Origin of the sequence: Nonomuraea sp. KM90 (assembly GCF_052246675.1) — a bacterium.
In the GTDB taxonomy this organism is placed as follows: Bacteria; Actinomycetota; Actinomycetes; order Streptosporangiales; family Streptosporangiaceae; genus Nonomuraea.
Window position 1 is genome coordinate 1 of record NZ_JBQQCB010000037.1, and the last position, 26,445, is coordinate 26,445.

General features: G+C 73.4%; 29 protein-coding genes. 10 read left to right on the forward strand and 19 right to left on the reverse strand.

What is annotated here, in order from left to right:
* Nucleotides 1-131 precede the first annotated feature (131 nt).
* Both ACTWPW_RS30345 and ACTWPW_RS30350 read left to right on the forward strand, forming a co-directional pair.
* Nucleotides 132-902, forward strand: coding sequence for a DeoR/GlpR family DNA-binding transcription regulator (locus tag ACTWPW_RS30345; protein ID WP_375108443.1), 771 nt, complete (start codon nucleotides 132-134; stop codon nucleotides 900-902).
* Nucleotides 903-912: 10 nt separating this feature from the next.
* The gene (locus ACTWPW_RS30350; RefSeq protein WP_443170627.1) at nucleotides 913-2,253 is read left to right on the forward strand and encodes a 6-phospho-beta-glucosidase; all 1,341 of its coding nucleotides are present in this window, start codon (nucleotides 913-915) and stop codon (nucleotides 2,251-2,253) included.
* Between the two features lie 61 nt (nucleotides 2,254-2,314).
* Here the strand turns inward: ACTWPW_RS30350 and ACTWPW_RS30355 are convergent, their stop codons facing one another.
* A complete protein-coding gene (locus tag ACTWPW_RS30355; protein ID WP_443170628.1) occupies nucleotides 2,315-2,809 on the reverse strand; it encodes a MarR family winged helix-turn-helix transcriptional regulator in 495 nt (164 codons plus the stop codon).
* 71 nt (nucleotides 2,810-2,880) lie between these two features.
* Between ACTWPW_RS30355 and ACTWPW_RS30360 the strand changes: the two genes are divergently transcribed.
* Nucleotides 2,881-3,876, forward strand: coding sequence for a hypothetical protein (locus ACTWPW_RS30360; protein WP_443170629.1), 996 nt, complete (start codon nucleotides 2,881-2,883; stop codon nucleotides 3,874-3,876).
* 170 nt (nucleotides 3,877-4,046) lie between these two features.
* Here the strand turns inward: ACTWPW_RS30360 and ACTWPW_RS30365 are convergent, their stop codons facing one another.
* The 3 genes from ACTWPW_RS30365 to ACTWPW_RS30375 are packed head-to-tail and all read right to left on the reverse strand — an operon-like array spanning nucleotide 4,047 to nucleotide 6,007.
* Nucleotides 4,047-4,475: a type II toxin-antitoxin system PemK/MazF family toxin gene (locus ACTWPW_RS30365; RefSeq protein ID WP_364135741.1), complete on the reverse strand. Its 429-nt coding sequence runs from the start codon at nucleotides 4,473-4,475 to the stop codon at nucleotides 4,047-4,049.
* On the reverse strand, nucleotides 4,463-4,921 hold the full coding sequence (locus ACTWPW_RS30370; protein WP_443170630.1) for a helix-turn-helix domain-containing protein: 459 nt from the start codon (nucleotides 4,919-4,921) through the stop codon (nucleotides 4,463-4,465). Before ACTWPW_RS30370 ends, ACTWPW_RS30365 begins: the two co-directional genes overlap by 13 nt.
* A 9-nt stretch (nucleotides 4,922-4,930) precedes the next feature.
* On the reverse strand, nucleotides 4,931-6,007 hold the full coding sequence (locus ACTWPW_RS30375; protein WP_375108437.1) for an epoxide hydrolase family protein: 1,077 nt from the start codon (nucleotides 6,005-6,007) through the stop codon (nucleotides 4,931-4,933).
* Between the two features lie 51 nt (nucleotides 6,008-6,058).
* Here ACTWPW_RS30375 and ACTWPW_RS30380 point away from each other — a divergent pair, with 51 nt between their 5' ends.
* Nucleotides 6,059-7,003 (forward strand): helix-turn-helix transcriptional regulator, encoded by a 945-nt coding sequence (locus ACTWPW_RS30380; protein ID WP_443170631.1) that lies wholly within the window; start codon nucleotides 6,059-6,061, stop codon nucleotides 7,001-7,003.
* A gap of 4 nt (nucleotides 7,004-7,007) precedes the next feature.
* Nucleotides 7,008-7,814, forward strand: a complete 807-nt coding sequence (locus ACTWPW_RS30385) for a thioesterase family protein (protein WP_375108435.1) — start codon at nucleotides 7,008-7,010, stop codon at nucleotides 7,812-7,814.
* Between the two features lie 59 nt (nucleotides 7,815-7,873).
* On the opposite strand, the gene gndA is transcribed toward ACTWPW_RS30385, so the two are convergent.
* Nucleotides 7,874-9,298: an NADP-dependent phosphogluconate dehydrogenase gene (gene gndA, locus ACTWPW_RS30390; protein ID WP_375108434.1), complete on the reverse strand. Its 1,425-nt coding sequence runs from the start codon at nucleotides 9,296-9,298 to the stop codon at nucleotides 7,874-7,876.
* 74 nt (nucleotides 9,299-9,372) lie between these two features.
* The gene (locus ACTWPW_RS30395) at nucleotides 9,373-10,065 is read right to left on the reverse strand and encodes an HAD family hydrolase (protein ID WP_375108433.1); all 693 of its coding nucleotides are present in this window, start codon (nucleotides 10,063-10,065) and stop codon (nucleotides 9,373-9,375) included.
* Nucleotides 10,066-10,087: 22 nt separating this feature from the next.
* On the opposite strand from ACTWPW_RS30395, the gene ACTWPW_RS30400 reads away from it, so the two are divergent.
* The 3 genes from ACTWPW_RS30400 (at nucleotide 10,088) to ACTWPW_RS30410 (ending at nucleotide 14,375) form a co-directional block, all read left to right on the forward strand.
* A complete protein-coding gene (locus tag ACTWPW_RS30400) occupies nucleotides 10,088-10,729 on the forward strand; it encodes an SDR family oxidoreductase (RefSeq protein ID WP_375108432.1) in 642 nt (213 codons plus the stop codon).
* Between the two features lie 5 nt (nucleotides 10,730-10,734).
* Nucleotides 10,735-11,769, forward strand: coding sequence for an aldo/keto reductase (locus tag ACTWPW_RS30405; protein ID WP_443170632.1), 1,035 nt, complete (start codon nucleotides 10,735-10,737; stop codon nucleotides 11,767-11,769).
* Nucleotides 11,770-11,873: 104 nt separating this feature from the next.
* On the forward strand, nucleotides 11,874-14,375 hold the full coding sequence (locus ACTWPW_RS30410; RefSeq protein WP_443170633.1) for an ATP-dependent Clp protease ATP-binding subunit: 2,502 nt from the start codon (nucleotides 11,874-11,876) through the stop codon (nucleotides 14,373-14,375).
* Nucleotides 14,376-14,378: 3 nt separating this feature from the next.
* Here the strand turns inward: ACTWPW_RS30410 and ptsP are convergent, their stop codons facing one another.
* From ptsP to ACTWPW_RS30450, 8 genes are read right to left on the reverse strand one after another with little or no spacing between them, the layout of a single operon-like run.
* Nucleotides 14,379-15,995: a phosphoenolpyruvate--protein phosphotransferase gene (gene ptsP, locus ACTWPW_RS30415; RefSeq protein ID WP_375108429.1), complete on the reverse strand. Its 1,617-nt coding sequence runs from the start codon at nucleotides 15,993-15,995 to the stop codon at nucleotides 14,379-14,381.
* Complete coding sequence (locus ACTWPW_RS30420; RefSeq protein ID WP_364135770.1) at nucleotides 15,988-16,269, reverse strand: HPr family phosphocarrier protein; 282 nt, start codon at nucleotides 16,267-16,269, stop codon at nucleotides 15,988-15,990. The genes ptsP and ACTWPW_RS30420 overlap by 8 nt, the downstream gene beginning before the upstream one ends.
* A gap of 9 nt (nucleotides 16,270-16,278) precedes the next feature.
* Nucleotides 16,279-17,283 carry a zinc-dependent dehydrogenase gene (locus ACTWPW_RS30425; RefSeq protein ID WP_443170634.1) on the reverse strand — a complete coding sequence of 335 codons (1,005 nt, stop codon included), beginning with the start codon at nucleotides 17,281-17,283 and terminating at the stop codon, nucleotides 16,279-16,281.
* Entirely contained in the window at nucleotides 17,280-17,705 is a 426-nt protein-coding gene (locus ACTWPW_RS30430) for a PTS sugar transporter subunit IIA (RefSeq protein WP_375108427.1), read from the reverse strand. Before ACTWPW_RS30430 ends, ACTWPW_RS30425 begins: the two co-directional genes overlap by 4 nt.
* Nucleotides 17,698-18,006 (reverse strand): PTS lactose transporter subunit IIB, encoded by a 309-nt coding sequence (locus tag ACTWPW_RS30435; protein WP_364135776.1) that lies wholly within the window; start codon nucleotides 18,004-18,006, stop codon nucleotides 17,698-17,700. The genes ACTWPW_RS30430 and ACTWPW_RS30435 overlap by 8 nt, the downstream gene beginning before the upstream one ends.
* Nucleotides 18,007-18,009: 3 nt before the next feature.
* Nucleotides 18,010-19,125, reverse strand: a complete 1,116-nt coding sequence (gene mtlA, locus ACTWPW_RS30440) for a mannitol-specific PTS transporter subunit IIC (protein ID WP_375108426.1) — start codon at nucleotides 19,123-19,125, stop codon at nucleotides 18,010-18,012.
* Nucleotides 19,126-19,157: 32 nt separating this feature from the next.
* Complete coding sequence (gene pfkB, locus ACTWPW_RS30445; RefSeq protein WP_375108425.1) at nucleotides 19,158-20,120, reverse strand: 1-phosphofructokinase; 963 nt, start codon at nucleotides 20,118-20,120, stop codon at nucleotides 19,158-19,160.
* Nucleotides 20,117-20,878, reverse strand: a complete 762-nt coding sequence (locus tag ACTWPW_RS30450; protein WP_364135784.1) for a DeoR/GlpR family DNA-binding transcription regulator — start codon at nucleotides 20,876-20,878, stop codon at nucleotides 20,117-20,119. The genes pfkB and ACTWPW_RS30450 overlap by 4 nt, the downstream gene beginning before the upstream one ends.
* Before the next feature lie 102 nt (nucleotides 20,879-20,980).
* Between ACTWPW_RS30450 and ACTWPW_RS30455 the strand changes: the two genes are divergently transcribed.
* A complete protein-coding gene (locus ACTWPW_RS30455; protein ID WP_443170635.1) occupies nucleotides 20,981-21,865 on the forward strand; it encodes a hypothetical protein in 885 nt (294 codons plus the stop codon).
* Nucleotides 21,866-21,868: 3 nt separating this feature from the next.
* Here ACTWPW_RS30455 and ACTWPW_RS30460 read toward each other — a convergent pair whose 3' ends face one another.
* Complete coding sequence (locus tag ACTWPW_RS30460; protein ID WP_443170636.1) at nucleotides 21,869-22,477, reverse strand: SAM-dependent methyltransferase; 609 nt, start codon at nucleotides 22,475-22,477, stop codon at nucleotides 21,869-21,871.
* Nucleotides 22,478-22,498: 21 nt separating this feature from the next.
* On the opposite strand from ACTWPW_RS30460, the gene ACTWPW_RS30465 reads away from it, so the two are divergent.
* Nucleotides 22,499-23,365, forward strand: a complete 867-nt coding sequence (locus ACTWPW_RS30465) for a hypothetical protein (protein WP_443170637.1) — start codon at nucleotides 22,499-22,501, stop codon at nucleotides 23,363-23,365.
* Between the two features lie 71 nt (nucleotides 23,366-23,436).
* Here ACTWPW_RS30465 and ACTWPW_RS30470 read toward each other — a convergent pair whose 3' ends face one another.
* From ACTWPW_RS30470 to ACTWPW_RS30485, 4 genes are all read right to left on the reverse strand, one after another.
* Nucleotides 23,437-23,796 carry an MmcQ/YjbR family DNA-binding protein gene (locus ACTWPW_RS30470; protein ID WP_364135793.1) on the reverse strand — a complete coding sequence of 120 codons (360 nt, stop codon included), beginning with the start codon at nucleotides 23,794-23,796 and terminating at the stop codon, nucleotides 23,437-23,439.
* A 9-nt stretch (nucleotides 23,797-23,805) separates the two neighbouring features.
* A complete protein-coding gene (locus ACTWPW_RS30475) occupies nucleotides 23,806-24,222 on the reverse strand; it encodes a CBS domain-containing protein (RefSeq protein WP_364135795.1) in 417 nt (138 codons plus the stop codon).
* Between the two features lie 187 nt (nucleotides 24,223-24,409).
* On the reverse strand, nucleotides 24,410-25,813 hold the full coding sequence (locus ACTWPW_RS30480) for a pyridoxal phosphate-dependent decarboxylase family protein (RefSeq protein WP_375108421.1): 1,404 nt from the start codon (nucleotides 25,811-25,813) through the stop codon (nucleotides 24,410-24,412).
* The gene (locus ACTWPW_RS30485; RefSeq protein WP_443170638.1) at nucleotides 25,806-26,438 is read right to left on the reverse strand and encodes a helix-turn-helix domain-containing protein; all 633 of its coding nucleotides are present in this window, start codon (nucleotides 26,436-26,438) and stop codon (nucleotides 25,806-25,808) included. The genes ACTWPW_RS30480 and ACTWPW_RS30485 overlap by 8 nt, the downstream gene beginning before the upstream one ends.
* Between the last annotated feature and the right edge of the window lie 7 nt (nucleotides 26,439-26,445).

Consider the following 26,445-nt stretch of genomic DNA (forward strand, 5'->3'; position numbering starts at 1 on the left):
GGAATAGGTCCTCCTCGACACACCGAGATGTGCGCAATCTTGCACGTTTACTCGCACACTTCAAGTGTTTCGCGTGATCGTTTGACGCAAGATGCTTACTTCTGCGCGATTTTGACTGATAGAATGCCGCCGTGCTCCAGCGCCTCCGGCATGCCGAGATCATGCGCCGCGTCCGCGCCTCGGGCGCCACCAGCGTGCGCGATCTCGCCAGCCAGCTCGGCGTGAGCCCGTCCACCATCCGCAGGGACCTCGAAGTGCTCGACCGCGACGGCACGCTGCGCCGCGTCCGCGGCGGCGCCCTGGCCGGCGTCCTGAACGGTGTCGACGCCGACGCCGACCGGCCCTTCGCCGAGGTGGCGGTCACCGACGAGCAGGACAAGGAGGCCGTGGCCGCGCGCGCCGCCGGGCTCGTCGGCGACGGCGACGTGGTGCTGCTCGACATCGGGACGACCACGATGCGGCTGGCCCGCCGGCTGCGCGGGCGCCGCGTCACCGTGGTGACCTCCAGCCTCGCCGTCCTCGACGTGCTGCGCTCCGATCCGCAGGTCGAGCTGCTGCTGCTCGGCGGCATGGTGCGCCGGACGTACCACTCGCTGGTCGGGGTGCTGACCGAGGCCGCGCTGAGCCAGGTGGTGGCCGACCGGGTGTTCCTGGGGGCCAGCGGCGTGCGCCCCGACGGGCAGCTCGTGGACACCACGCTCGCCGAGGTGCCGCTGAAGCGCGCCATGATCGCGGCGGCCGGGCAGGTGGTGCTGCTGGTGGACCGGCACAAGTTCCCCGGCACCGGCGCCCTGCGGGTGTGCGGGCCCGAGGACGTCGACGTGATCGTCACGAACGAGGGCGCCGACGCGGCGACGCTGCGCGCCTGCGCCGCCGCGGGCGCCGAGGTGCTGCTCGCGTGAAGGGACGACGATGAGACTGGCCGTTCTCGGCGGCGGGGGCTTCCGGGTCCCGCTCGTGTACGGCGCGCTGCTGCGCGACTCCGCCAAGCCCCGGGTGGAGGAGGTGGTGCTGTACGACGTGTCGCCCGAGCGGCTGGAGGCCATCTCGCACGTGCTGCGCGGGCTGGCCGCCGGGCACGACGACCCGCCTCGCGTACGCACCACGACCGACCTCGACACCGCGCTGCGCGACGCGGCGTTCGTCTTCTCGGCTGTCCGCGTCGGCGGGCTGGCCGGCCGCACCGCCGACGAGCGGGTGGCGCTGGACCTCGGACTGGTCGGCCAGGAGACGACCGGACCGGGGGGCATCGCGTTCGGCCTGCGTACCGTGCCGGTCGCGGTGCGCGTGGCGGAGCGGGTGGCCGCACTCGCGCCCCGGGCGTGGGTCATCAACTTCACCAACCCGGCCGGGATGATCACCGAGGCCATGCGGCGGGTGCTCGGCGACCGCGTGATCGGCATCTGCGACTCGCCGATCGGGCTGATCCGGCGGGCCGCCGCCGCCCTCGGGCTCGACCCGGCGCGCGTGGCGCCCGACTACGTGGGGCTCAACCATCTCGGCTGGCTGCGCGGTCTCTCCTACGAGGGACGCGACGTGCTGCCCCGCCTGCTCGCCGACGACGTGGCGCTGCGGCAGGTCGAGGAGGCCCGGCTGCTCGGCGCCGACTGGGTGCGGGCGCTGGGGGCGCTGCCGAACGAGTACCTGTACTACTACTACTTCGCGCGGGAGGTCGTCGCGGCGAGCTCGGGGCGTACCCGCGGGGAGGCGCTGCTGGAGCAGCAGGACCGGTTCTACGCCGCCGTGGCCGCCCGGCCCGGCGACGCGCTGGCCGAGTGGCGGCGGGCACGCAGGGAGCGGGACGCGACGTACATGGCGGAGGCGCGCGGCGCCACCGACGCGCGCGAGCGCGACGCCGCCGATCTGGAGGCGGGCGGGTACGAGGGGATCGCGCTCGCGCTCATGGCCGCCATCGCGCGCGGGGAGCCGGCCACCATGATCCTCAACGTCCGCAACGGGGCCGCGGTGCCCGGGCTGCCCGAGGAGGCGGTCGTGGAGATCCCGTGCGCCGTCGACGGCTCCGGCGTGCGGCCCCTGGCCACCCGCCCGCTGCCGGGCTCCTTCCTGGGCCTGGCGCAGCAGGTCAAAGCGGTCGAGCAGACGGTCATCGAGGCCGCGCTGACGGGGTCGTCGCGGCTGGCGGTGGCGGCGTTCGCGCTGCATCCGCTGGTGGACTCGGTGACGACGGCGCGGCGGCTGCTCGACGGCTACCGCGCCCGCATCCCGGAACTGGCGGCCGTCCTCCCGGACTGACCACCGGGCGCGGCCCGCGCGGGCCCCTGCCTTGGACCCTGCCTTGGACCCTGCCGTGCGCTCATCCGTCGTGGGCTGAGCCGTCGTGCGCCTCCAGCCGTGCCGCCGCCGTGGCCTTGATCCCGCTCTCCAGGAACCGCCCGACGACCTGCCGTTCCTCGGGCGTGAACGCGTCGATCGCGGCCGACAGGTGCCGGGCCAGCGGGGCGAAGAACCGGCGGGCCAGCTCGGCGGCCTGCTCGTTGAGCACGACCTCGACCTTGCGGCGGTCGGTCGTGCTGCGCCGCCGCTCGACGTGCCCGGCGTGCTCCAGCCGGTCGATCAGGGCGGTGGTGGCGGGCGGGCTGAGGTTGAGCGCGCCGCCGAGCCCGCCGGGGGTGAGCGGCCGGCCGGCCCGCGCCGCGTCGAGGATGACCACCAGGGCGTTCAGGTCCGTACGGTGCAGCCGGTGCAGGGCCGCGAAGCGCTCGGCGAACCGGTCGCTCTCCACGTACAGCGCGCGGATCAGCACCATCAGCTCGAACGCGTCCGGTCGTTCCTCTCGGCTTGCTGCCATGCCGCTATTATTCCATAATCGAAACGTTCCATGATGGAAGCACTTTGAACGGAGCCCTTGTGCTGAGGAACGTGAGTGCGGGCCGCGCGCTTGTCCTCGGCGTGGTGGCCAGCGCCGCCATCACCGCGCTGATCTGGCTGCTGGGCCGGCGGCTGCACGGCATCGACCTGCTGCCCGACCAGGGCGCCTCCTGGTACTACTGGCAGCTCCCCGACCCCACCGTCTGGACCCGGGTGTCGGCCTGGACCGGCTACGCGGCCCACCAGCTCGCCTTCTGGTGGCTGATCCACCATGCCCAGACCAGGGTTCGCCGCTACACCTCGGGCCTGCACCGGGTCAACGTCGTCGCGCTGGCCGTCAACGCCGCCTTCATCGCCCTGCACACCCTGCAGACGCACCTGTTCTACGACGGGCTCGCCCAGGACGTGTCGATCTACAGCTCGCAGGGCTCGGTGATCCTGCTGCTCGTGGTCGTCCTGCTGATGGAGAACCGGCGGCGCGGGCTCTTCCTCGGCCGGCCCGCCCCCATCGGCCGGGCCGTCGTCGGCTTCGCCCGCCGCTACCACGGCTATCTGTTCAGCTGGGCGGCCGTCTACACCTTCTGGTACCACCCGGTGGAGGCCACCTCCGGCCACCTGATCGGCTTCTTCTACATGTTCCTGCTGCTCCTGCAGGGCTCCCTCTTCCTCACCAGGGCCCACACGAACCGCTGGTGGACGCTCACCCTGGAGGCCGCGGTCGCCGTGCACGGCACCCTGGTGGCCGTCATGACCTCCGGCCCGGACGGGGCGTGGCCGATGTTCCTGTTCGGCTTCCTGGGGGTCTTCGTCATCACCCAGATGCACGGCCTGGGCCTGTCGGCCGCCACCCGCTGGGTGCTGGCCGCCTGCTACGTGGGGGCGGCCATGGTCGTGTACGGACTGCGCGGCGACCTCGGCGGCGCGGCCCGGGAGGCGGTCAGGATCCCGGCGATCGAGTACGTCCTGGTCGGCCTGCTCGCCCTGCTGCTGTGGCTGGCCCTGCGCGCCGCCGCCAGGCTCCGCCCGGAGGCGGAGAGCCTCCGGTAGAGGATTTCCCCCGCCCGCGCCGACGAACGCACCAGCGCCAGCCCACCGGCCGGATTGGCCGGCCCCCACGCCAGGTCACCCCCGGCCCCGGACGTCTTGCCGGCCGGCGGCCCGAGGTGCAGGGTGACCGGCGACGGCCGTGGCGATAGTTCCTCGCGTACGGGTGGCCGCTAGCCGGCGCCCCAGCCGTGGGTCTTCATGAGGCGGGCCGCGACCCGGGCGAAGCGATCGCCGTCCAGCACGGCGCCCTCTCGCCTGATGTCGTCCTCGTCCAGCACGAACACCCGGTCCAGGCGTACGTACGACACCCGGCCGTCACGCCCCCACGCGCCCAGCTCCAGCCAGTCGGGCCCGTCCTCGCCCCTGCTGGACAGCATCATGCCCAGGAGCCTGCGCCCCGTGCGGCCCACGATCAGCAACGGCCGGTCCTTGCCCCGGGACGGGTCCTCCTCGTACGGGACCCACGCCCAGACGATCTCGCCGGGGTCGGCCAGGCCGTCGAGGTCGGGGGAGTAGGCCAGGGTGGCGGGGCCGTGGAGGGAATGGATCTCGCGGACGGCGCCCCGGGCCGGGCGGGGGTCCTCACCTAGATCACGCATTGGGGGAGCTTATGGCGGCGGGTCGGTGAAAATCCACTCGGTCCCGCATTCCGGGCCGTGAGCAGGCGGCGCAGGGCGGTGGGGGTGTGGCAGACGTGGCGGCGGATCGTCCGGGTCAGGTGCGCCTGGTCGGCGAACCCCAGGTCGGCGGCCAGCACGGCCAGGCTCGGCTCGCCGAGCTCCAGCCGGTCGAGGGCCCGGCCCACGCGCACACGGTTGCGGTGGCGGGTCAGGGAGACGCCCAGCTCGCGGGTGAAGGCGCGGCTCAGCTGGAACGGCGACACGCCCAGGAGCCGGGCCGGCGAGACGAGGCCGCCCGCCTCGGGGACGTCGGGGCCGCCGCGAAGGAGCTCGCGGGGCTCGGTGCCACCGTGCCGGACGTCCAGCCGGGCGGTTGACGACTGGACGGTGCTCGTCGACCCCGAAGGCCACCCCTTCTGCCTCATGCCCGCCGGTCAGAGGGCGGAGAAGAACGCCCGGATGTCGGTCACGAGCAGGTCGGGGGCCTGGAGGGCGGCGTAGTGGCCGCCCCTCGGGAACTCCGACCAGTGCACCACGTGGTGAACCCGGTCGGCGTACCGCCGCACGGTCGTGTCGCCGGGGAAGATCGCGAAGCCGGTCGGCGTGGGGTCGGGCTCGGCGGGCGGGGCCCAGTCGGGGGCGCTCTCCTTGTACAGGCGGCCGGCCGAGCCCGCCGTGCCGGTGAACCAGTAGATGGCCACGTCGGTCAGGATGTCGTCGGGGGAGAGGCCGCCGATGTCCTGGCCCCAGGAGGCGAACGCGTCCAGGTTCCAGGCGAGCTGCCCGGCCGGCGAGTCCACCAGGGCGTACGCGAGGGTCTGCGGCCGGGTGCCCTGGATGACGGCGTACCCGGAGACCTCCTGCCACTCCTCCACCCCGGCGGCCCGCGCCCGCTCCTCCTCCGTCAGGCCGGACAGGTCGTCGGTGGGGAAGGCGGTGACAGAGGCGTTCAGGTGCACCCCGGCCACCCGGCCGGGGGCGGCCCGGCCCACCGCGGCCGAGATCAGCGAGCCGAAGTCGCCGCCCTGCACGCCGAACCGGTCGTACCCGAGCCGGTCCATCAGCGTGACCCACGCGGCGGCGATCCGCCGCACCCCCCAGCCCGGCGAGCGGGTGGGGCCGGAGAAGGCGAAGCCCGGGATGGAGGGGACGACCAGGTGGAAGTCCCGGCTGAGCGGCCCGGCCACGCGCGCGAAGTCGGCGAACGAGCTGGGCCACCCGTGCGTCAGCAGCAGCGGCAGCGCGCCGGGACGGTCCGAGCGGACGTGCGCGAAGTGCACCAGTTGCCCGTCGATCTCGGTCGTGTACTGCGGCAGCTCGTTCAGCCGGGCCTCGTGCGCCCGCCAGGAGTACCCGTCCAGCCAGTACGCCGCCAGCTCCCGCACCGCCTCCGGCGGCACCCCGTACGACCAGCCGGCCCCGTCGATCGCGTCCGGCCAGCGCGTCCTGGCCAGCCGCTCCCGCAGATCGTCGAGCCGGTCCTGGGATATGTCGATGACGAATTCGTCCATGCCGCCAAAGCTAGGCACTATTGCGGCCAATATCGGGACACAATGGGAGGCGTGCTCGACACCTCAGCGAGACTGCTGCGCCTGCTGTCCCTCCTTCAGGCCCGGCGCGACTGGTCCAGCGCCGACCTGGCGGACCGGCTCGGGGTGGCCCCCAGGACGGTGCGCCGCGACGTCGAACGGCTGCGCAGCCTCGGCTACCCGGTCCACTCCACGCCCGGGGTGGCGGGCGGCTACCGGCTCGGCGCGGGTGCGGAGCTGCCGCCGCTGCTGCTCGACGACGAGGAGGCCGTGGCGGTGGCGGTCGGGCTGCGTACGGCCGCGAACGGCACGGTGACCGGCATCGAGGAGACCTCCCTGCGCGCGCTGGCCAAGCTCGAACAGGTCCTGCCCGCCCGCCTGCGCCACCGGGTGAACGCGCTGCAGACCCACACCGTACGGATCGACCACGGCGGCCCCACCGTGGACGCCGACGTGCTGACCCGCATCACCGCCGCCTGCCGCGACCACGAGCAGCTCCGCTTCGACTACACCGGCCACCAGGGCGAGCCCGCGCTCAGGAGGGCCGAGCCGCACAGCCTCGTCAGCCGGGGCAACCGCTGGTACCTGGTGGGCTGGGACGCCGATCGCGGCGACTGGCGCACCTACCGCGCCGACCGGATCCGCCTGCGCACGCCCAACGGCCCCCGCTTCACTCCCCGCGAGCCGCCCGGTCCCGACGTGGCCGCCTGGATGCAGAACCGCCTGGCCCACGAGATGTGGCCGGTGGAGGCCCGCTTCCTGCTGCACGGCCCGGCCGAGCGGTTCGCCGGCCGCACCTCCGGGACGCTCGCACCCGTCGGCGACGACCGTTGCCTGCTCACCCTGCGCGGCGACGACCTGCACCTCATGGCCGTCGTCGTGGCCTTTCTCGACGTCGACTTCCAGGTGATCGAGCCGGTCGAGCTGAAGGAGCACCTGCGCGCGCTCGGTCGCCGCCTGCTCTCCTCTAGAATCTGATTCTGTGTCGTCGACGTCAGCGTTTTTCACCCGAAAGAGGGACGAGCTCGTCCCCGCGCCGCACGCCCGCGGCCCCTGGTCCCCCGACATGTTGCACGGCCGCCTGCTCGGCGGGCTGGCCGCCCGGGCCCTGGAGGAGCGCCATGCCGAGCCCGGCCTGCACTTCGCCCGGCTGACGGTCGACCTGTTCCGCAACAGCCCGATGCTGCCCGTCACCGTGGAGACGGCCCTGGTCCGTGACGGACGCAGGATCCGGGTGGCCGACGCCACCATCTCCACCGACCAGGGGGTGATCGCGCGGGCGAGTGCCGTGCTGCTGCGGCAGGGCGAGCAGCCGGAGGGGGAGCGGTCGATCGTCACGCCCGCCTGGGACGAGCCGGCGCCCTCCGGCCCGCCGGTGGAGGGGGGCGGGTGGACTCCGCCGTTCGACCTGTGGCGGGTGACGGAGTGGGGCGCGCCGGGGCCGGGCCGGGTGTGGATGCGGGAGAAGTACCCGCTGGTGGACGACGAGCCGCTGACCCCGTTCGTGCGGGTCGCGCTGGCCGCCGACTTCGCCAGCCCGCTCAGCAACGCCCAGGCCGACGGGCTGCGCTTCATCAACGCCGACTACACGCTCACGCTGGCCCGGCTGCCGGAGGGCGAGCTCGTCGGCGTGGAGTCCACCGGGCACGTCGGCGCCGGCGGCGTCGCGACAGGCCAGGTGACCGTGCACGACACCGCCGGGCCGATCGGCTTCTGCGTGGTGACGGCGGTCGCCAACGCGGTGGCGATGGGCGGCCCTCCACGCGGACAGGCCGGCGCCGCCCGCTGACGAGCCGGCGCCGGCCGAAGACAAGACCGGCGCCGCCCGCTGAGAGCTGGGGGCGAGGGCTACGCCGGGCGCTCCGCGCGGTCGCCGGACCAGTCGGTGTGGAAGGCGCCCTCCTTGTCCACCCGGTGGTAGGTGTGCGCGCCGAAGAAGTCGCGCAGCCCCTGCACCAGCGCCGCCGGCAGCCGGTCCCGGCGCAGCCCGTCATAGTAGGCCAGGGCCGAGGAGAACCCGGGCGTCGGCACGCCGATCTGCACGGCCGTGGTCACCACCCGCCGCCACGACTCCTGCGCCGCGTCCAGGGCGGCCGCGAACGTCGGGTCGGCCAGCAGCGTCGGGAGCGCCGGGTTCGCGTCGTACGCGGTCCGGATCCGGTCGAGGAACTTGGCCCGGATGATGCACCCGCCCCGCCAGATGGTCGCCATCGCGCCCAGCTCGAGATCCCAGCCGTATTCCTTCGAGGCCGCCGCCATCTGGTCGAAGCCCTGGGCGTAGGCCACGATCTTGGAGGCGTACAGGGCCTGGCGTACGTCCTCCACCAGCTCGCGCCCGCCGACCCCGGACAGCTTCGGCCCGCTCAGCTGCGCCGCCGCGGCCCGCTGCTCCGGGTGGCCGGACAGGGCGCGGGCGAACGTCGCCTCCGCGATGCCCGTCACCGGCACGCCCAGGTCGAGGGCGCTCTGCACGGTCCAGCGGCCGGTGCCCTTCTGCTCGGCCTGGTCCACCACGACGTCCACGAACGGCTTGCCCGTCTCGGCGTCCACCTGGTCGAGCACCTCGGCGGTGATCTCGATCAGGTAGGAGTCGAGCTCGCCGCGGTTCCACTCCCGGAACACCTCGGCCAGCTCGGCCGGGGTCGCGCCCAGGGCCTGCCGCAGCAGGTCGTAGGACTCCGCGATGAGCTGCATGTCCGAATATTCGATGCCGTTGTGCACCATCTTCACGAAATGCCCGGCCCCGTCCGGGCCGACGTGCACCGAACACGGCACACCGTCCACCTTGGCCGCGATGTCCTGCAGGATCGGGCCGAGCGCCTCCCACGACTCCTTCGACCCGCCCGGCATGATGCTCGGGCCGTTCAGGGCGCCCTCCTCGCCACCGGAGATGCCGGTGCCGACGAAGTGCAGGCCCCGCTCGCGCAGCGCGGCCTCGCGCCGCCGCGTGTCCTCGAAGTGGGCGTTGCCGCCGTCGACGATCATGTCGCCCGGCTCCATCAGGTCGGCGAGCTGGTCGATCACCGCGTCGGTGCCCGCCCCCGCCTTCACCATGATGATCGCCCGCCGTGGCCGCTTCAGCGAGGCGACGAAGCCGGCGAGGTCCTCGGACGGCACGAACGTGCCCTCCCCGCCGAACTCCTTCACCAACTGCTGCGTACGGCCGTACGAGCGGTTGTGCACGGCCACCGCGTAGCCGTGCCTGGCCAGGTTCCTGGCCAGGTTGCGCCCCATGGTCGCCAGGCCGGTGACGCCGATGTCTGCCAAGTCCATCTCAGCTCCTCTTCGGGGAATACGCATGGTCCAGCTCGGAGGTTCGGTGGGATATTCCCACCTCAGTCGCCAGGTCAATCACTCTGCCGTACGCCGAGTTCGTCGAGCCGGTCCAGCATGTCGGCCGGATCGGCGTAGACCCTGAAGGCGCCCGCGCGCTCGAGCTCGTCCCTCCCGTACCCCCCGGACAGCAGCCCGATGCCCAGCGCGCCGGCCCGGCGGGCGGCCAGCAGGTCCCAGACGCTGTCGCCCACCACCATGGCGTGCGCCGGGTCCACCTGCACCAGTGCGGCACCGGCGAGGAACAGGTCGGGGTCCGGCTTGGCCCGGCGCACCAGGTCGCGGGTGACCATCGGCGTGTCGTCCGGCAGGCCCAGCAGGCCCAGGGCGAGCCGGGCGGTGCGGGCGTAGCCGCTGGTGGCGATGGCCCACGGCACGCCGCGCGCGGTCAGCTCCGCCAGCAGCTCCGCCGCCCCCGGCAGCGGCCGGACCGATCCGGCCTGCCGCTCGTACCACTCCATGTGCGTGGTCTGCAGCTCCTCGATCTGCTCCCGGGTCAGCTTGAGCCCGGTCTCGCGCAGCAGCGCGCTGACGAACAGCCCGCCGCTCATGCCGATGCGGCGGTGGATGCGCCACACCGACAGGTCGATGCCCATCCCGGCCAGCGCCTGCCGCCAGGCCACCACGTGCTGGTAGACGCTGTCGATCAGGGTGCCGTCCAGGTCGAACAGGAACGCGGGCGTGGGCGCCTCCGGGAAGTCGTACATGTGTCCATGACACCATGGCGGTATGCGGATCATCATCGCGGGTGGACACGGGAAGATCGCGCTGCGGCTGGCCGCCCGGCTCAAATCGGGCGCGGTCGGGCTGGTGCGCAACCCGGCGCACGTCGCCGACGTCGAGGCCACCGGGGCCGAGGCCGTGGTGTGCGACCTGGAGAAGGCGAGCCTGGACGACGTCGTACGCGTCGTCGAGGGCGCCGACGCGGTCGTGTTCGCGGCCGGCGCGGGCCCCGGCAGCGGCGTGCCGCGCAAGGACACCGTCGACCGGGGCGCCTCCGTGCTGCTGGCCGAGGCGGCGGAACGGGCGGGCGTGGGGCGGTTCATCCAGATCTCGTCCATGGGTGCCGGCAAGCCGCCCGCACCCGGCACCGACGAGGTGTGGGCCGCCTACATCAAGGCCAAGACCGAGGCCGAGGACGACCTGCGCGCCCGCGACCTGGCCTGGACGATCCTGCGCCCGGGACGCCTCACCGACGAGCCCGGCACCGGTCTGGTGCGGCTGGCCCCGGAGGTCCCGAGGGGCGCGGTGCCGCGCGACGACGTGGCCGCCGTCATCGTCGCGCTGCTGGAAAACCCCGGCACCGCCCACCGGACGCTGGAACTCGTCTCCGGTGACACTCCCGTCATCGACCTCGTTGCGACAGAGTGAGAGCCGTGACGGAATATCGCGTACTCGGACGTACCGGTCTCAAAGTCAGCCCCCTCTGCCTCGGCGCGATGATGTTCGGGTGGTGGGGCGAGTCCGACCCGGAGGAGTCGGCCCGGATCATCGACCGGGCGCTCGACTCGGGCGTCAACTTCATCGACACCGCCGACGTCTACTCCCAGGGCCAGTCGGAGGAGTTCGTCGGCCAGGCGCTGGCCAAGTCGGGCAAGCGCGACGACGTGGTGCTGGCCACCAAGTGCCACGGCGTCATGGGCGAGGGTCCCAACCAGGGAGGCAACTCCCGCCGCTGGATCTTCCAGGCCGTCGAGAACAGCCTGCGCCGCCTCGGCACCGACTGGATCGACCTCTACCAGATCCACCGTCCCGACCCCGGCACCGACATCGACGAGACCCTCGGCGCGCTGACCGACCTCGTCCGGCAGGGCAAGGTCCGCTACATCGGCAGCTCCACCTTCCCCGCCCACCGCATGGTCGAGGCCCAGTGGGCGTCGGAGCGGCGCGCGCTGGAGCGGTTCGTGTGCGAGCAGCCTCCCTACTCGCCGCTCGTGCGCGGCATCGAGGCCGACGTGCTGCCCGTGGCCGAGAAGTACGGCATGGGCGTCATCGTCTGGAGCCCGCTCGCCGGCGGCTGGCTCACCGGCCGCTACCGCAAGGGCCAGGACCTGCCCCAGACGCGCCGCGCGGCCAACCTGCCGCAGCGCTACGACATGGCGCTCGAAGGCAACCAGCGCAAGCTGGACGCGGTCGAGCGGCTGGCCGTCCTGGCGGAGGAGGCCGGGATCACGCTGATCGAGCTGTCGCTGGCGTTCACGATCAGGCACCGGGCGGTGACCTCGGCCATCATCGGGCCGCGCACCATGGAGCACCTGGAGAGCCAGCTCAGCGCCGCGGAGGTGCGGCTGAGCGACGACGTGCTCGACCGCATCGACGAGATCGTCCCGCCCGGCGTCACGCTCAACCCGGCCGACGCGGGCTGGCAGCCTCCCGAGCTGGCGGAGGCGGCCCTGCGCCGCCGCCCGTGACCGAACGATCGGCGCCTGCCCGCGACCGGATGCTTTGCCGGCTCTTGGCTATGTTGTGCGGTGCTCGCGGCTAGATGTCCCCCTGAGCGCGAGGGGGACATGCGATGTCGGAAATGCCGTTCAGGTCGTTCTTTGGCGGGGACCCGTTCAGGGGGTTCGAGGAGCTCACGGGCCGGGTGTTCGGCGGCATGGAAGGCTGGCCGCCGTCCCGGCCCGGCGTCCAGCGGGTGGACGTCGGCCGATTGCTCAGCGCCTCGGCCAGGGAGGCGCTGAGCCGGGCGCTGGAGGCCGCCGGCCAGCGCGGCGCGCCCGACCTGGACGTGCTCGACCTGCTCGACGCGCTGCTCGACGACGACGCCATCGGTAACCTGCTGCGCACGGCCGGGGCGGACGCCGGGCGGCTGCGCGACCGCATCGACGCGGTGGCCGGCCCCGGCGAGGCCACCGAGCCGCCCACGACGCTCTCCCCGGCGGCCAAGCGCGCCGTCCTGGACGCCCAGCGCATCTCCCGCGCCCTGCAGTCGTCGTACATCGGCCCCGAGCACCTCCTCCTCGCGCTGGCCGCCAACCCCGACTCCGTCGCCGCCCGCCTCCTGCAGGAGCAGGGCGTCTCGGCGAACGAGCTGCAGCAGGCCCTCATGTCCGGTGCGGGCAGGACCGGCGGCGACGGGCAGCGGCGGACGGACACGCCCTCGCTCGACGAGTACGGCCGCGACCTCACCGAGGAGGCCAGGCAGGGCCGCATCGACCCGGTCGTCGGCCGCGAGGACGAGATCGAGCAGTCCATCGAGGTGCTCTCGCGCCGCACCAAGAACAACCCGTGCCTCATCGGCGAGCCGGGCGTCGGCAAGACCGCGATCGTGGAGGGCATCGCCCAGCGCATCGTCAACGGCAGCGTCCCCGACACGCTCAAGGACCGCCGCGTCATCGGCCTCGACCTGACCGGGATGGTGGCCGGGTCCAAATACCGGGGCGAGTTCGAGGAGCGCATCAAGAAGGTCATCGACGAGGTACGCGCGCACGCCGACGAGGTCATCGTCTTCATCGACGAGGTGCACACGCTGGTCGGCGCGGGCTCGGCCGAGGGTGGCATGGACGCCGCGAACATCCTCAAGCCCGCCCTGGCCCGCGGCGAGCTGCACGTCATCGCCGCCACGACCATCGACGAGTACCGCAAGAACATCGAGAAGGACGCCGCCCTCGAACGCCGCTTCCAGCCGATCCTGGTCGCCGAGCCGAGCGTGGAGCAGACGGTCGAGATCCTGGCCGGGCTGCGCGACACGTACGAGGCCCACCACCAGGTCCGCATCACCGACGAGGCCCTCGACGCGGCGGCCAACCTGTCAGCCCGCTACATCTCCGACCGCTTCCTGCCCGACAAGGCCATCGACCTGATGGACCAGTCCGCGGCCCGGGTGCGGCTGCGCTCGCGCACGCCCGGCAGCGACGTGCGCGAGCTGGAGGAGCGCCTCGACGGGCTGCGCCGCGACAAGGACCAGGCCGTCGCCGCCGACGACTTCGACCGGGCCAAGGAGCTGGCCACGCAGATCGACAAGCTCCGGCCGGAGCTGGAGCGGGCCAGGCACGGCGCGGACACCGTCCCGCAGGTCATGGTCGAGGACATCGCCCAGGTCGTCTCCCGCCGCACCGGCATCCCGGTCACCCAGCTCACCGAGCAGGAGCGCGACCGGCTGATGCGCCTGGAGGAGCACCTGCACGAGCGCGTCATCGGCCAGGACGAGGCCGTCACCGCCATCGCCGAGGCCGTACGCAGGTCCAGGGCCGGCCTGTCGGACCCGAACCGCCCGATCGGCAGCTTCCTGTTCCTCGGCCCGACGGGCGTCGGCAAGACGGAGCTGGCCAGGGCCCTGGCGGCGGCCCTGTTCGGGGGCGAGGACCACATGGTGCGCATCGACATGAGCGAGTTCCAGGAGCGGCACACGGTCTCGCGCCTCATCGGGGCGCCGCCCGGATATGTCGGCTACGAGGAGGCGGGCCAGCTCACCGAGGCCGTACGCCGCCGCCCGCACGGCGTGATCCTGCTCGACGAGATCGAGAAGGCCCACCCCGACGTCATGAACATCCTGCTGCAGATGCTCGACGACGGCCGCCTGACCGACGGCCAGGGCCGCACCGTGGACTTCACGAACACGATCGTCATCATGACCAGCAACCTCGGCGCGGAGCTGATCCTGGAGGCCACCGGCGACGCCGGGCAGCTCGAGGACCGCCTGATGGACCTGCTGCGGCACTCGCTGCGGCCGGAGCTGCTCAACCGCATTGACGAGACCATCGTCTTCAAGCGGCTGGAGCGCGACCAGCTCCGCCAGATCGTGGACCTGCTGCTGGACCGCACCCGGCAGCGCCTGCGCGGCCAGGACGTGGCGCTGGAGGTCACGGACGCGGCCAAGGACTGGCTGGCCGGGCGCGGCTACCAGCCCGAGTTCGGGGCCCGGCCGCTGCGCCGCACCGTGCAGCGGGAGCTGGACAGCCGGCTGTCGGCGATGTTGCTGACCGGCGAGGTGAGCGAGGGCGGCAAGGTGACGGTGGACGTCGAGGGCGACCGGCTCCGGCTCAGCGCGCACAACCCCGAGCCGGTCGCCTGACGGTCACTCCAGGGCCGCGCGGGCGCGCTCGCGGCACTCCTCCAGGGTGAGCCGGGCCAGCGCCTCGCGGACCAGCGGCACGCACACGGGAGCCATGGACAGGCTGGTCACCCCCAGGCCCACCAGCAGGGGGGCCAGCAGCGGGTCGCCCGCCGCCTCCCCGCACACGCCCACCGGCTTGCCCGCCTCCAGGCCGGCCCGGGCGCACATGGCGACCAGTTCCAGCAGCGCCGGCTGGCTCGGGTCCAGGAGGTCTGCCAGGGCGGAGTGCTGGCGGTCGGCGGCGAAGGTGTACTGGGCCAGGTCGTTGGTGCCGATGCTGAGGAAGTCGACCTCCTGCAGCAGCCGCGCCGCCCGCAGGGCCGCCGCCGGGACCTCGACCATCACCCCGACCTGGGTGATGCCCCTGGCCCGGGCGCGGCGGGCGAAGCTGCTCGCCTCCGCCAGGGTGGTGACCATCGGCGCCATCACCCACGGCCGCGTGCCCGTTTGCCGCGCCGCCGCCGCTATCGCGTCGAGCTGGGTGTCCAGCACCTCCGGCAGCAGCCGGTCCACGCGCAGGCCGCGCACGCCCAGGGCGGGGTTCTGCTCCTCGGGGAGGCCGAGGAAGGGCAGCGGCTTGTCGGTGCCCGCGTCGAGCGTGCGCACGATCACGTGCCCGGCCTGGCCGAACACCTCCGCGTACGCGCTGACCTGCTCCTCGTACGACGGCGCCAGCTTGCGGTCCAGGAACAGGAACTCCGTCCTGAACAGGCCCACCCCCTCGGCGCCCGGTCGCAGGTCCGCCGCCGAGCCGACGTTGTGCAGCAGCTTGACCGGGTGCCCGTCGGCGGTCGTGCCCGGCCCCTCGCTCGCCGCCAGCCGTACCGCGCGGGCTCGGCCCTCCTCGGCGACCTCCGCCGCCTCCTGCGCGGTGAGGCCGACCGCGATCTCGCCGGTGCCGCCGTCCACGCCGATCACGGTGCCGTCGGGCACGGCCAGGGCGCCCGCGCACGCCACCACGGCGGGCAGGCCCCTGGCGCGCGCCAGGATCGCGGTGTGGCTGGTGGGGCCGCCGCGCTCGGTGACCAGCGCCAGGACGTCCGGCCCGAGGCCCGCGGTGTCGGCGGGGGAGAGGTCCTCGGCGACCAGCACGTAGGGGTGCCCGGGGGCGGGCAGGCCGGGCATGGGCAGGTCGAGCGCGAACGCCACCGCCCGGTGCTTGAGGTCGTCCAGGTCGGCGGCCCGCTCGGCCAGGTAGCCGCCGAGCGCCGCCAGCGCCTCGCGGTGCCGGCCGAAGGCGGCGTCCAGGGCGTGCGCGGCGTCCAGGCCCTCACGGGCCTGCGCCTCGGCGTCCTCACGCAGGATCGGGTCGTCGGCGATCATGGCGAGGGCCTCGAGGATCTCCGCCGCCTCGCCCTCCGTGCCGGCGGCGCGCCGGTTGAGGTCGGCGGCCACGGCCTCCAGCGCCTTGCCGACCGCGGCCGCCTCCGCGCCGGGGTCGGTGACGCCGCGCGGCGCGGGCAGCGCGGGAGGTCCGGCCATCCGGACCAGCGGCCCGGCGGCCCGCCCCTGGCTGACCCCCAGCCCGGTCAGCCGCCCGGCCGTCCCCCTCCAGGGGCCCGCGCCCGGGTCAGCCATCGAGGGCCTCCTCCGCGTCCAGGTCGCGCGACAGCAGCGCCGCCAGCGCGTCCAGCGCCTCTTCCGCGCCCGGCCCGTCCGCCTCCAGCGTGACCTCCGTGCCGCGCACCGCCCCCAGCGACAGCACCCCCAGCATGCTCCTGGCGGGCACGGCCTTGTCCCCGGCCCGGATCGTCACCGGCACCGCCGCCTTCGCCGCCGCCTGCACGAACAGCTTGGCGGGACGGGCGTGCAGGCCGCTGGCCGAGGCCACCGTCACCGTTCGCTGAGCCATCACCATCTCCTAGGGTTCGATCGTGACCTTGATGGCCGTACCCCGGCTGACGAGGTCGATCCCGTCCAGCGCCCGGGGCAGCGGCAGCCGGTGCGTGATCAGGTCGGACACCACGACGGCCCCCTCGGCCACCAGCCGCAGCGCCTGCGCGTTCTGGGCGGGGCTGGAGCCGTTGGCGCCGACGACGGTCAGCTCGCGGTAGTGCACGAGATTCGAGTCGAGGGCGATGACCGGGTCGTCCTTGGGCAGCCCGCCGAAGAAGCTGATCCGGCCCTGCCGGGCGGCCATGCGCACCGCCTGTTCCTGCGCCGCGCCCGAGGCCGCCGCCGTGATCACCACGTCGGCGCCCCGGCCGCCGGTCAGCTTGAGCACCTGCTCCACGGGGTCGGAGTCGATGGCCGCGTCGGGGTTCACCAGCTCGGCGGCCATCGCCAGGCGCTGCGCGTTGACGTCCACGAGGAAGACCCGGGCCGCCCCGCGTGCCCGCGCCAGGCGTACGTGCAGGCAGCCGATCGGGCCCGCGCCCATCACCACCACGTCGTCGCCGGGGCCCACCCGCGCCAGCGTCTGGCCGTTCAGCACGCACGCCAGCGGCTCGGCCACCGACGCCTCCGCGAAGCCGACGCCGTCGGGGATGGCGTTGACGCCGTCCACGGCGAGCACCTTCGCCGGCACGATCATGTACTCGGCGAAGCCGCCGTCGTAGTGGTAGCCCATCGACTCCTGGTTCGGGCACACGGTCTGGCGACCCCGGCGGCACTCGGCGCAGGCGCCGCACGGGATGGCGGCGATCACCTGCACCCGCGCGCCGGTGTCCACGACCTCGCCGGCGATCTCGTGGCCCATCACGCGCGGCAGCACGATGTGGTGATGGCCGAACTTGAAGATCTTGGCGTCGGTGCCGCAGGTCGAGCAGTTGCGTACGCGGATCTTCAGCTCGTCCGGCCCGGCCACCGGCTCGGGCGCGTCCTCGATCCTGATGTCGCCTGGGGCGTGGAATCGGGCGACCTTCATGTGAGCTCCTGTACCACTTGGGAGACCTCGGTGGCCTCGCGCAGCGCTCGCGCCCGGTCCGGGTCGAGCAAGATCTCGGCCAGCGCCGCCAGCAACGGCACGTGACCGTCGTCCTTGGCGGCGATGCCGACGCACAAGGTGACCGGCTCGCCGTCCCAGTCGATACCCCCGGGGAAGCGCACCACGCAGATGGCGTCGCGCTTGACGTCCTCCTTGGAGGCCGCCGTCCCGTGCGGGATGGCCACGCCCTCGCCGACGTAGGTGGAGATCGTCCGCTCGCGTTCGAGCATTGCCTCGATGTACGGCTCCGCGACCGCACCCACGTCGACCAGCGCCCGCCCGCACCGGCGGATGGCCGCGGCGCGGTCGGGGGCGCTCTCGTGCAGCAGCACGGCCCGCGGGTCGAGCAGGCCCTCACGCATCGACCGTGCCACCGTTCTTGATCGTGTTCACCAGCCGGGTCACCGCCGGGTCGCCCAGGAAGATCTGGAACGACACCAGCACCTTCCCCGGCGCGGCTGCCCGGGCCCGGGCGGCCAGGCCCGAGTGGCACACGACCACGTCGGCGTCGTCGGGGATGGAGTTGACCGGGGTGTGCTCCACGGTCACGCCGGTCTCCTTGAGCTGCTTCTTGAGCGTGGAGGCGAGCATCACGCTGCTGCCCATGCCCGCGTCGCACGCCACGATGATCTTGCGGATGTCCTTGCTGTCGATGCCGGGCATGGCTCAGCCTTCCTTGGAAGCGGTTTCCGGGGTTTCGGTGGGCTCGGCGGGCTCCTCCGCGGGCTCGGCCTTCTCGCCCCTGCCGAACCCGAGCAGGATGGCGGCGACGGCGAACGACACGCCCGTCGCCACGAGGATCCCCAGGCTGGAGCCGAGCCAGCCGCCCTTGGGGGTGACCGCGAGGTAGGCGAAGATGCTGCCGGGCGACGGGGTGGCGACCAGGCCGGCCCCCGTGACCATGAACGTGAACACGCCGGCCGCGCCGCCCGCGATGACGGCCAGGATCAGCCGGGGCTTCATGAGCACGTACGGGAAGTAGATCTCGTGGATGCCGCCGAAGAAGTGGATGATCATCGCGGCGGGCGTGCTCGGCCGCATCGCGCGCGGCCCGAACAGCAGGTACGCCAGCAGCAGCCCCAGCCCGGGCCCGGGGTTCGACTCCAGCATGAACAGGATCGACTTGCCCTGCTCGGCGGCCTCGGCGACGCCCAGCGGGCTCAGCACGCCGTGGTTGATGGCGTTGTTCAGGAACAGCACCTTGGCCGGCTCGATGAGCACGGAGGCGATCGGCAGCAGGTTGTTGACGATCAGCCACTCGACCGCGTTGCCGGCCGCCGTGGTGACGGACTGCACGACCGGGCCGATGCCCAGGAAGCCGACCACGGCCATCGCGGCGCCCACGATGCCGGCGGAGAAGTTGTCCACCAGCATCTCGAACCCGGCCTTGGTCCGCTGCTCCGTGAACCTGTCGACATATTTCAGGATCAGGGCGGTCAGCGGACCGATGATCATGGCGCCGAGGAACATCGGAGCTTCCGTGCCCACCACGACGCCCATCACCGCCACCGCGCCGACGACCGCCCCGCGCTGCCCGTGCACCATCCGGCCGCCGGTATAGGCGATGAGGACCGGCAGCAGGGTCGAGATGATCGGGCCGACCATCTTCGCGAGCGTCTCGTTGGGCAGCCAGCCGGTCGGGATGAACAGGGCGGTGATCAGGCCCCAGGCGATGAACGCGCCGATGTTCGGCATGATCATGCCGGCCAGATGGCCGCCGATGCGCTGGATGGTGGCCTTGACCCCGGTTCCGGTGACCGGGGGAGTGTACGTGTCGGCCATGGACTTGCTCCTTTGGGGGGACGAGCAGTAGATCAGCCGGTGGGCAGGGGGGAGGAGAGGGGGCGTTCGGGGTCGGGCGGGCGGACGGTGACGGAGTCCAGGCAGATGTCGGCGGGGCCGGGCATGCGGCTGCCGGGCAGGCTCACCGCGGCGGCGCCCCAGGCCAGCGCGCGCGCCAGGGCCTCGGGTCCGCGGCCGCCCGCGGCCAGGAAGCCCGCCAGCATGGCGTCGCCGGCGCCGACGGAGCTGCGCGGCTCGGTCACGGGGGCCTCGCCGTACCAGCTGCCGCCCTCCTCGACGAGTACGGCGCCGTCGGCGCCCAGGCTGGCCAGCACCGTACGCGCCCCGGCGGCCCGCAGCTTGCCCGCCGCCTCGGCCACGTCGCCCAGGTGGCGGAGCGGCATGCCGGTGGCCGCCGACAGCTCCTCGAGGTTGGGCTTGACCAGGGCGGGCGCGGCGCCGAGCGCGCAGGCGAACGCGGGGCCGCTGGTGTCGACCGCCACGTGGATGCCCGCGCCCGCGAACCTGCGGCAGAGCCGGGCGTAGACGTCGGCGGGCACCTCGGGCGGCAGGCTGCCGGAGGCGACCACCCAGTCGGCGCCCTGGTCGCCGGAGTGCGCGGCGGCCAGCACGGCGTCGGCGATCGTGTCGAGCTCAGCCGGCGACAGGGCGGTGCCCGGTTCGTTGATCTTGGTGGTTGTCCCGTCGGGCTCGGCGAGCGTGACGTTCGACCGGGTCGGGCCGGCGACGGGCACGGTGACCATGTCGAGCCCCTCGGCGGCCAGCAGGCGGACGAGCTGCCGGCCCTCGTCCCCGCCGTACGGCACCACCGCCCTGCTCGCCACCGAGTTGGCCAGCAGCGCGCGCGAGACGTTGACCCCCTTGCCGCCGGGGTCGAGGCGGGCGGCGGCGGCGCGGATGACCGCGCCCCGGTCGAGGGAGGCGATCTCGATCGTGCGGTCGAGGCTCGGGTTCAGGGTCAGGGTGAGGATCACGCCCTGATCACCTCCGGGCCGGCCGCCGCCAGATCGGCGGCCAGCGACGCGTCCAGCCCGGTGTCGGTGATCACCACGTCGATCTCGCTCAGCTCGGCGAACGTGGCCAGGTAGGTGTTGGTGAACTTCGTGTGGTCGGCCAGCAGCACGCTGCGCTGCGCGGCCTTGACCATCGCCCGCTTGATCGCCGCCTCGGCCGGGTCGGGCGTGGTCAGGCCGCGGGTCAGCGAGCAGCCGTTGGTCGCCATGAACGCCACGTCCACGTTGAGGCAGGCCAGCGGGCGCAGCGCCCAGTCGTCCACCGTGGCCAGGGTCTTGCCGCGCAGCCGCCCGCCCAGCATGATCACGTGCAGGTTGGCGCGGGCGGCCAGGGCGGTGGCCAGCGGCGGGGAGTTCACCACCACGGTCAGCTCCCGGTCGGCCGGCAGCACCTTGACCAGGCGGCCGGTGGTGGTGCCCGCGTCGATGATCACCGAGCCGTCCTCGGGCAGCTCGGCGAGCGCGGCCTTGGCGATGCGCTCCTTCTCGGCCGTCATGACCTCGTCGCGGGTGGCCAGCGCGGGCTCGAACCCCAGCCGCTCCACGGGGATCGCGCCCCCGTGCACGCGGCGCAGCACGCCGGCCCGCTCCAGCGACGTCAGGTCGCGGCGGATCGTCTCGGTGGTCACGTCGAGCTCGGCGGCCAGCGTCACCACGTCGACGCGGCCCGCGGCCCGCGCTCTCCGCAGGATCTCCTGCTGCCGTTCCTCGGCGTACATGATGTTGATTCACCGCCGTTTCGGGTTGGTTTCCTCTGTGTTTATACCCGTTTACGTTGGCTGGTCAAGGGTATGCTGCCGGAATCTGGTAGTTATAGGCGGGTGCGAATCAAGCCCCTGGCCCCCCTGCTCCTCACCGGGCCCCTCCTCCTCGCCACGCTCACGACGCCCGCCCGCGCCGCCGAGACCGCCGCGGGCCGGCCGCCCCGCGTCCCGGCCGGGACGACGGCGGCCTGGGTGGTGTTCGACCGGCAGGCCGGCAAGATCGTCGCGACGAAGAACGCGCACCGGAAATACCGCTCGGCCTCCGTCGTCAAGATCCTCATCGCGATCGACTACCTGGAGCGGCGCAAGAGCGTGCCGGCGGCCGACGCCAAGCTGCTGAAGGTCATGCTGCGCTCCAGCGACGACGACGCGGCCTCGGCCTTCTGGGACCGCCTGGGCAAGGGGCAGATCATCGTCAGGCAGGCGCGCAGGCTGGGCCTGTCCGACACCGCCCCGCCGCCGGCCTCCAAGCCGGGGTTCTGGGGCTACAGCTCGCTGAGCGCGTACGACATCGTGCGCACCTACCGCTACCTGCTCGACAAGGCCGACGCCCGGGTCCGCGACACGATCCTGGGCCACCTGCGGCGCGCCACGCCGTGCGGGACCGACGGCTTCGACCAGACCTTCGGCATCCCCGACGGGGTGCCCCGGCCGTGGGCGGTCAAGCAGGGCTGGTCGGGGTTCGGCACGACGCCGCCGGTCCGGTGCGGCGGCAACGCCAGGGCCGTGGGCGCGCCCATCTCGTGGATCGCGCAGCGGGCCACCGGCTCGGGCGTGCCCGACTACGGCCGCCCCGTGCTGTACACGACCGGGCTGGCCGGCCAGGGCGACCGCTACGTCATGGCCGTGCTGACCGCACACCCGGCCGGCGGCACGTGGAGCTCCTCCGTCAAGCGCATCACCACGCTGACCCGCGACCTCTACCGCAGCGTCACCGGCTGAGCCTCACTGGCCGACGAAGGCGAACATCCGCGTGCCGGATTCCAGCGGCACGGGCGGGCCGGTGTAACGGTGCACGCCGACCCCGTAGTCGGTGCCCTCGACGCCGACCCGCTCGAATCCGGCGTCCTCGAACCAGTCGCAGATCACCGGCACCAGGTCAGGCTCGTGCCGCCCCCTGGTCCAGATGACCATCGCCCCGGGCGCGCAGAGCTGGGGCAGCGTGGCGACCGTGCGGCGGATGTCGTCGTCGGTGATGTTCCCGAACACCCCGCAGACGAGCACGAGGTCCGCCGGCACCGCGCCCTCGTACGCGCGCCCCACGGCGGCGTCCCCGCACACCACCTCGGCCCCCTCCGGGGCGATGCTCCGGGCGGCGGCGGCGTTGCGCTCGTCGAGCTCGACCAGCCGCGCCCGCACCTGCCCGCGCCGGGGATGCCCGGCCAGCACGGGCAGCAGGTCGCGCCCCTGCCCGGCGCACAGGCTCACGACCCGCGACGCGCCCTCGTCGAGCGCCACCTCCACCCACTTGCGGACCGTACGCAACCGTCGTTCCAGGGAGGAACCCGGCTGATCGTAGAAGTCATGCCATTTAACCCAATCGCGCTCCGTCATGATCATTGATAGTTGTAGAGGATGGCGGAGCGAGCAAATGCTTTTGACCGGGTGCTCAGGCAGGCGGGCGGACAGGAGACCTTCGACGTCCTGGCCGGGCGGCTGCCCGGCGCCGACCTGACGACGCTGCTGCTGGAGGTGATGCGCCACCGCTCGCGCGCGCTCTCCCCGGCCGACGTCCTGCGCCGCTACGGCCACGACCGTTTCGTGGCGCCCGCGCAGGTCCCGTTCCGGCGGCTGCGGCGAGCCGAGGATGCCGTGCTGTCGGCCCTGCCGGACGAGTTCGAGCTGGTCACCCTGGCCCCGGTCGCGCCGCTGGGCACCCACTCGGCGCTGGCCCCGGTCGACCAGAACAACGTGATCTCCACGATCAGGAACAGCGAGGTCGCGGCCGACCCGACCAACGCCCTCGCCCTGGAGGCGGCGCTGCGCCGCCGCGCCGACCCCACCCGGCCGGTACGCCTGGCGGCCCTGCAACGCGTCGTGCGCGCCCAGCGCTTCGAAGGTGCCGCCAGCTACGCCCACTTCACCCTGTTCGCCGTGATCACCGCCGGTCGCGACACCGGCGACCTGGCCTTCGAGCGCGCACACGCGGCCGAGCACCTGGCCGTCCTGACCGCCGCCGTCCGCGCCTGCGGAGGCGCCGACGCCGAGACCCGGGTCACGGTCCTGGACGACCGGTTCGAGCGGGTGGCGGCGGAGCTCGACGCCACCCCGGACCCGGACCGGCAGGGCGGGCGCGGCTACTACTCCGGCCTCTGCTTCAAGATCTACGGCAAGGGCGTGGAGGTGGGCGACGGCGGCTTCGTCGACTGGACGGCCCGCCTGCTCGGCAACCGCAAGGAGCGCCTGCTCATCAGCGCCCTCGGCATCGACCGCCTGAGCTGAGGCCGGACCCGCGCGGCTCTAAGGGGCCGCGCGCGCTCTAAGGGCTGGGCGGCTCTAAGGGCCGTGCGGTTCTAAAGGGTCGTGCGGGCGGCGGCGCGCTCCTGCTCCAGGCGCACCTTCTTGGGCACGCACATCCGCCAGGCCTCCAGCACCAGCTCCCGCATCTCCGCCACGTCGATGGCCGCCGTGCGCACCTCCACCCAGTTGAAGCGCATGTCGGACTCCCCCGGCAGGAGGAACTTGGCCGGCTCGGCGGCCACCAGCGCCGCACGCTCCTCCTTGGGGAAGCCGAACCCCATCTGCGTCTCGTCACGTGAGAACGCGACGTAGACGATCTGGCCCACGCGGAACTTCACGCGGTCTCGGATGAGGTGCTCCGACGAGCGGGGGAGCGTGCGCGCGAACTGTCGTACGTCGTCGACTGTGACCACACCGCCACGTTACCGGTTGCCCTCGGCGGCGGAAATGTCGGCGAGCGCGGAGTTCGGGTCGCGCTCGACGGCCAGGTCGCCCAGGCTCACCACGCCGACCGCGCGGCCGTCCTCGACCACCGGCAGGCGGCGTACGGCGTGCGTACGCATGAGCTGGACGGCCTGGTCGATGCTGGTGTCGGGGCCGACGGCCTCGACGGACGGGCTGCACGCCTCGCGTACCGGCGTGTCCGGGCCCCGGTCGTCGGCGACGACGCGGACGGCGATGTCACGGTCGGTGACGATGCCCTTGATGCGGCCGTTGTCGTTGACGATGATCGCCCCGGTGTCGTTGTCGCGCATGAGCGTCGCCGCGACGGACACCGGCTGGTCGGCCTCCACCGTCGCCGGGTGGGAAGTCATCACATCTGCCACGGTCTTCGCCATGGGAGCCTCCTGTGGATCGGTCCGGCCGACCCCCTACCCGGGCGGGTGCGCGATTCACGGGACCCGGCCGCTTCTCTTCGCCCGCCGTGCGTGCCGGGCCGGCGGGCCGCGCGTGTCGTCACCCGCCGTGACGAGCGCCGCATCGGCCCGCCGGGCCCGCTCCGGCGCCGGGGCCCCGATCGTGGGGTCAGAGGCTCTTGGCCGCCACCCGGATCTCGTCGAGCAGCATCGCCAGGTCCCCCTCGGTCGTGTCCGGGTGCAGGAAGCACGCCCGCAGCGCCTCGTGCCCGCCCAGCCGGGTGCCGGTGAAGAAGACGTTGCCACGCGCCTGGACCGCACCGGGGATGGCCCGGTTGAGCGCGTCCAGGCCGTCGGGGCGCGGGATGTGGCGGAACGCGGTGATCGAGGTCGTGACCGGCGCGAGCAGCTCGAAGTCCGGGGCCTGCTCGACCATGGCGGCCAGGGTGCGGGCCAGCCCGGTCGTGTGGTCCACCAGGCGCTTGACGCCCGTCCGGCCCAGGTACGACAGGGTCGCCCAGGTCTTCAGCGCGCGGAACGGGCGGGTCTGCTCGGGGCCGTACTCGGCGAACCAGCCCAGGTCGTCCGCGTTGTCGTCGATCAGGTAGGAGGGCACCAGGCTGAACGCGGCCCGCGCGGCGGCCGGGTCGCGCAGCAGCGCGCAGCCGCAGCCCACCGGCACCCCGAGCCACTTGTGCGGGTCCAGGGCCAGCGAGTCGGCCCGCTCCAGCCCGGCGTAGTGCGGCGCGGCGCCGTCGGCCAGGACGCCGAGCGCGCCGTACGCGCCGTCCACGTGGAACCAGAGCCCGTACGAGCCGGCCACGTCGGCGATCTCGTCCAGGGGGTCCACCGCGCCGGAGTTGACGGTGCCCGCGCTGCCCGCCACGCAGAACGGCCGCAGCCCCGCGTCCAGGTCCTCGGCGATCATGGCGCGCAGCGCGCCCACGTCCATCCGGTACGCCGCGTCCACCGGCACCGTACGCACGTTCCGCGCCCCCAGGCCGAGCAGCTGCGCCGCCTTGTGCAGGCAGCTGTGCCCCTCCTCGGTCACGTACATGACCATGGGCGGCCGCCCGGCCAGCCCCTCCTCGCGGGCGTCCCACCCGTCGGCCAGCGCGGCCCGCTGGCGGGCGGTGGCCAGGCAGATCACGGTGGCCATGGACGCGCCGCTGGTCAGCAGCCCGCCACCGGGCGGGTGCGGGAAGCCGACGAGCCCGGCCAGCCAGCGCACCACCGTGCGCTCCAGGTGCGGCCCGGCGTGGTCGCCACCGGCGACGCTCGGGTTCAGGGCCGCGGCCAGCGGCTCGACGAGCACGCCCGCCGGGTTGGGCGGCGAGTTCACCCAGCCGAAGAAGCGCGGGTGCCCGTTGCCCATCGGGTACGGCAGCACGCGCGCCCGCGCGTCCTCCAGCAGCTCGTCCAGCGCGCGCCCCGTCTCGGGCAGCTCCTGGCCGGTGAGCCAGGCCAGGTCGCCGTCCGGCACCGGCCGCCACACCGGCCGGTCGCCGACGCCCTCGAGGTGGTCGGCCATGATCGCGGCCGCCTTCGCTCCGGCCAGGCGCAGCTCATCCATCGGGCGATTCCCTCCGTGGTTCGTGGTGCCCGACTGCCCCCGTCGTCTGGCCCAGCTCCATGGCCAGGTAGAAGACGCAGTCGGTGGTGCCGTCGTTGGCGAAGGCGTGGCGGCGGTCGCCCGGGTAGTACGCCGAGTCGCCCGCCGCCAGCGTGTGCGGCCTGCCGTCGATCGTCAGCCGCAGGCTGCCGTGCTCGACCGCGAGGTATTCCCGCGACCCCGGCGCGTGCGGCACGAACTCGCCCGCGTCCACGCCCGGCCCGATGGTGGTGCGCATGAACTCGAACTCCACCTCGCCCAGCACCGGCGACAGCACCCGCCGCTCCCAGCCGGACGGGTCGCGCAGGACCCGCTGCTCGGCGTGGCGCAGCACCCGCATCGCCCCGTGCGCGGGCTCGTCGAGCAGCCGGGAGATCGAGGTGCCCAACGCCGTGGCCAGCCGGTCGAGCACCAGCACGGTCGGGGTCTTGGTGCCCCGCTCGACCTCGGAGACCATGCTCCTGCTGATGCCGCTCAGCCCGGCCAGCCGCTCGATGGACAGCCCGCGCGCCCGGCGCTCGCCCCGGATCCGCAGGCCCAGCTCGGCCATGGACAGCCCGCTGGACAGGACCCCTTCGCCTTCCATTCCTCCA

Excerpts from the sequence above, each read along its gene's own strand:
- ACTWPW_RS30450 (WP_364135784.1), bottom strand. The coding sequence starts at position 20,878 with ATGTACGCCGAGGAACGGCAGCAGGAGATCCTGCGGAGAGCGCGGGCC.
- ACTWPW_RS30355 (WP_443170628.1), bottom strand. The coding sequence starts at position 2,809 with ATGGCAGCAAGCCGAGAGGAACGACCGGACGCGTTCGAGCTGATGGTG.
- ACTWPW_RS30350 (WP_443170627.1), top strand. The coding sequence starts at position 913 with ATGAGACTGGCCGTTCTCGGCGGCGGGGGCTTCCGGGTCCCGCTCGTG.
- ACTWPW_RS30485 (WP_443170638.1), bottom strand. The coding sequence starts at position 26,438 with ATGGAAGGCGAAGGGGTCCTGTCCAGCGGGCTGTCCATGGCCGAGCTG.
- ACTWPW_RS30400 (WP_375108432.1), top strand. The coding sequence starts at position 10,088 with ATGCGGATCATCATCGCGGGTGGACACGGGAAGATCGCGCTGCGGCTG.
- ACTWPW_RS30465 (WP_443170637.1), top strand. The coding sequence starts at position 22,499 with ATGGCGGAGCGAGCAAATGCTTTTGACCGGGTGCTCAGGCAGGCGGGC.
- ACTWPW_RS30435 (WP_364135776.1), bottom strand. The coding sequence starts at position 18,006 with ATGCCCGGCATCGACAGCAAGGACATCCGCAAGATCATCGTGGCGTGC.
- ACTWPW_RS30410 (WP_443170633.1), top strand. The coding sequence starts at position 11,874 with ATGTCGGAAATGCCGTTCAGGTCGTTCTTTGGCGGGGACCCGTTCAGG.
- gndA (WP_375108434.1), bottom strand. The coding sequence starts at position 9,298 with ATGGACTTGGCAGACATCGGCGTCACCGGCCTGGCGACCATGGGGCGC.
- ACTWPW_RS30370 (WP_443170630.1), bottom strand. The coding sequence starts at position 4,921 with ATGAGGCAGAAGGGGTGGCCTTCGGGGTCGACGAGCACCGTCCAGTCG.
- ACTWPW_RS30460 (WP_443170636.1), bottom strand. The coding sequence starts at position 22,477 with ATGACGGAGCGCGATTGGGTTAAATGGCATGACTTCTACGATCAGCCG.
- ACTWPW_RS30480 (WP_375108421.1), bottom strand. The coding sequence starts at position 25,813 with ATGGATGAGCTGCGCCTGGCCGGAGCGAAGGCGGCCGCGATCATGGCC.
- ACTWPW_RS30395 (WP_375108433.1), bottom strand. The coding sequence starts at position 10,065 with ATGTACGACTTCCCGGAGGCGCCCACGCCCGCGTTCCTGTTCGACCTG.
- ptsP (WP_375108429.1), bottom strand. The coding sequence starts at position 15,995 with ATGGCTGACCCGGGCGCGGGCCCCTGGAGGGGGACGGCCGGGCGGCTG.
- ACTWPW_RS30430 (WP_375108427.1), bottom strand. The coding sequence starts at position 17,705 with ATGCGTGAGGGCCTGCTCGACCCGCGGGCCGTGCTGCTGCACGAGAGC.
- ACTWPW_RS30375 (WP_375108437.1), bottom strand. The coding sequence starts at position 6,007 with ATGGACGAATTCGTCATCGACATATCCCAGGACCGGCTCGACGATCTG.
- ACTWPW_RS30475 (WP_364135795.1), bottom strand. The coding sequence starts at position 24,222 with ATGGCGAAGACCGTGGCAGATGTGATGACTTCCCACCCGGCGACGGTG.
- mtlA (WP_375108426.1), bottom strand. The coding sequence starts at position 19,125 with ATGGCCGACACGTACACTCCCCCGGTCACCGGAACCGGGGTCAAGGCC.
- ACTWPW_RS30420 (WP_364135770.1), bottom strand. The coding sequence starts at position 16,269 with ATGGCTCAGCGAACGGTGACGGTGGCCTCGGCCAGCGGCCTGCACGCC.
- ACTWPW_RS30365 (WP_364135741.1), bottom strand. The coding sequence starts at position 4,475 with ATGCGTGATCTAGGTGAGGACCCCCGCCCGGCCCGGGGCGCCGTCCGC.
- ACTWPW_RS30425 (WP_443170634.1), bottom strand. The coding sequence starts at position 17,283 with ATGAAGGTCGCCCGATTCCACGCCCCAGGCGACATCAGGATCGAGGAC.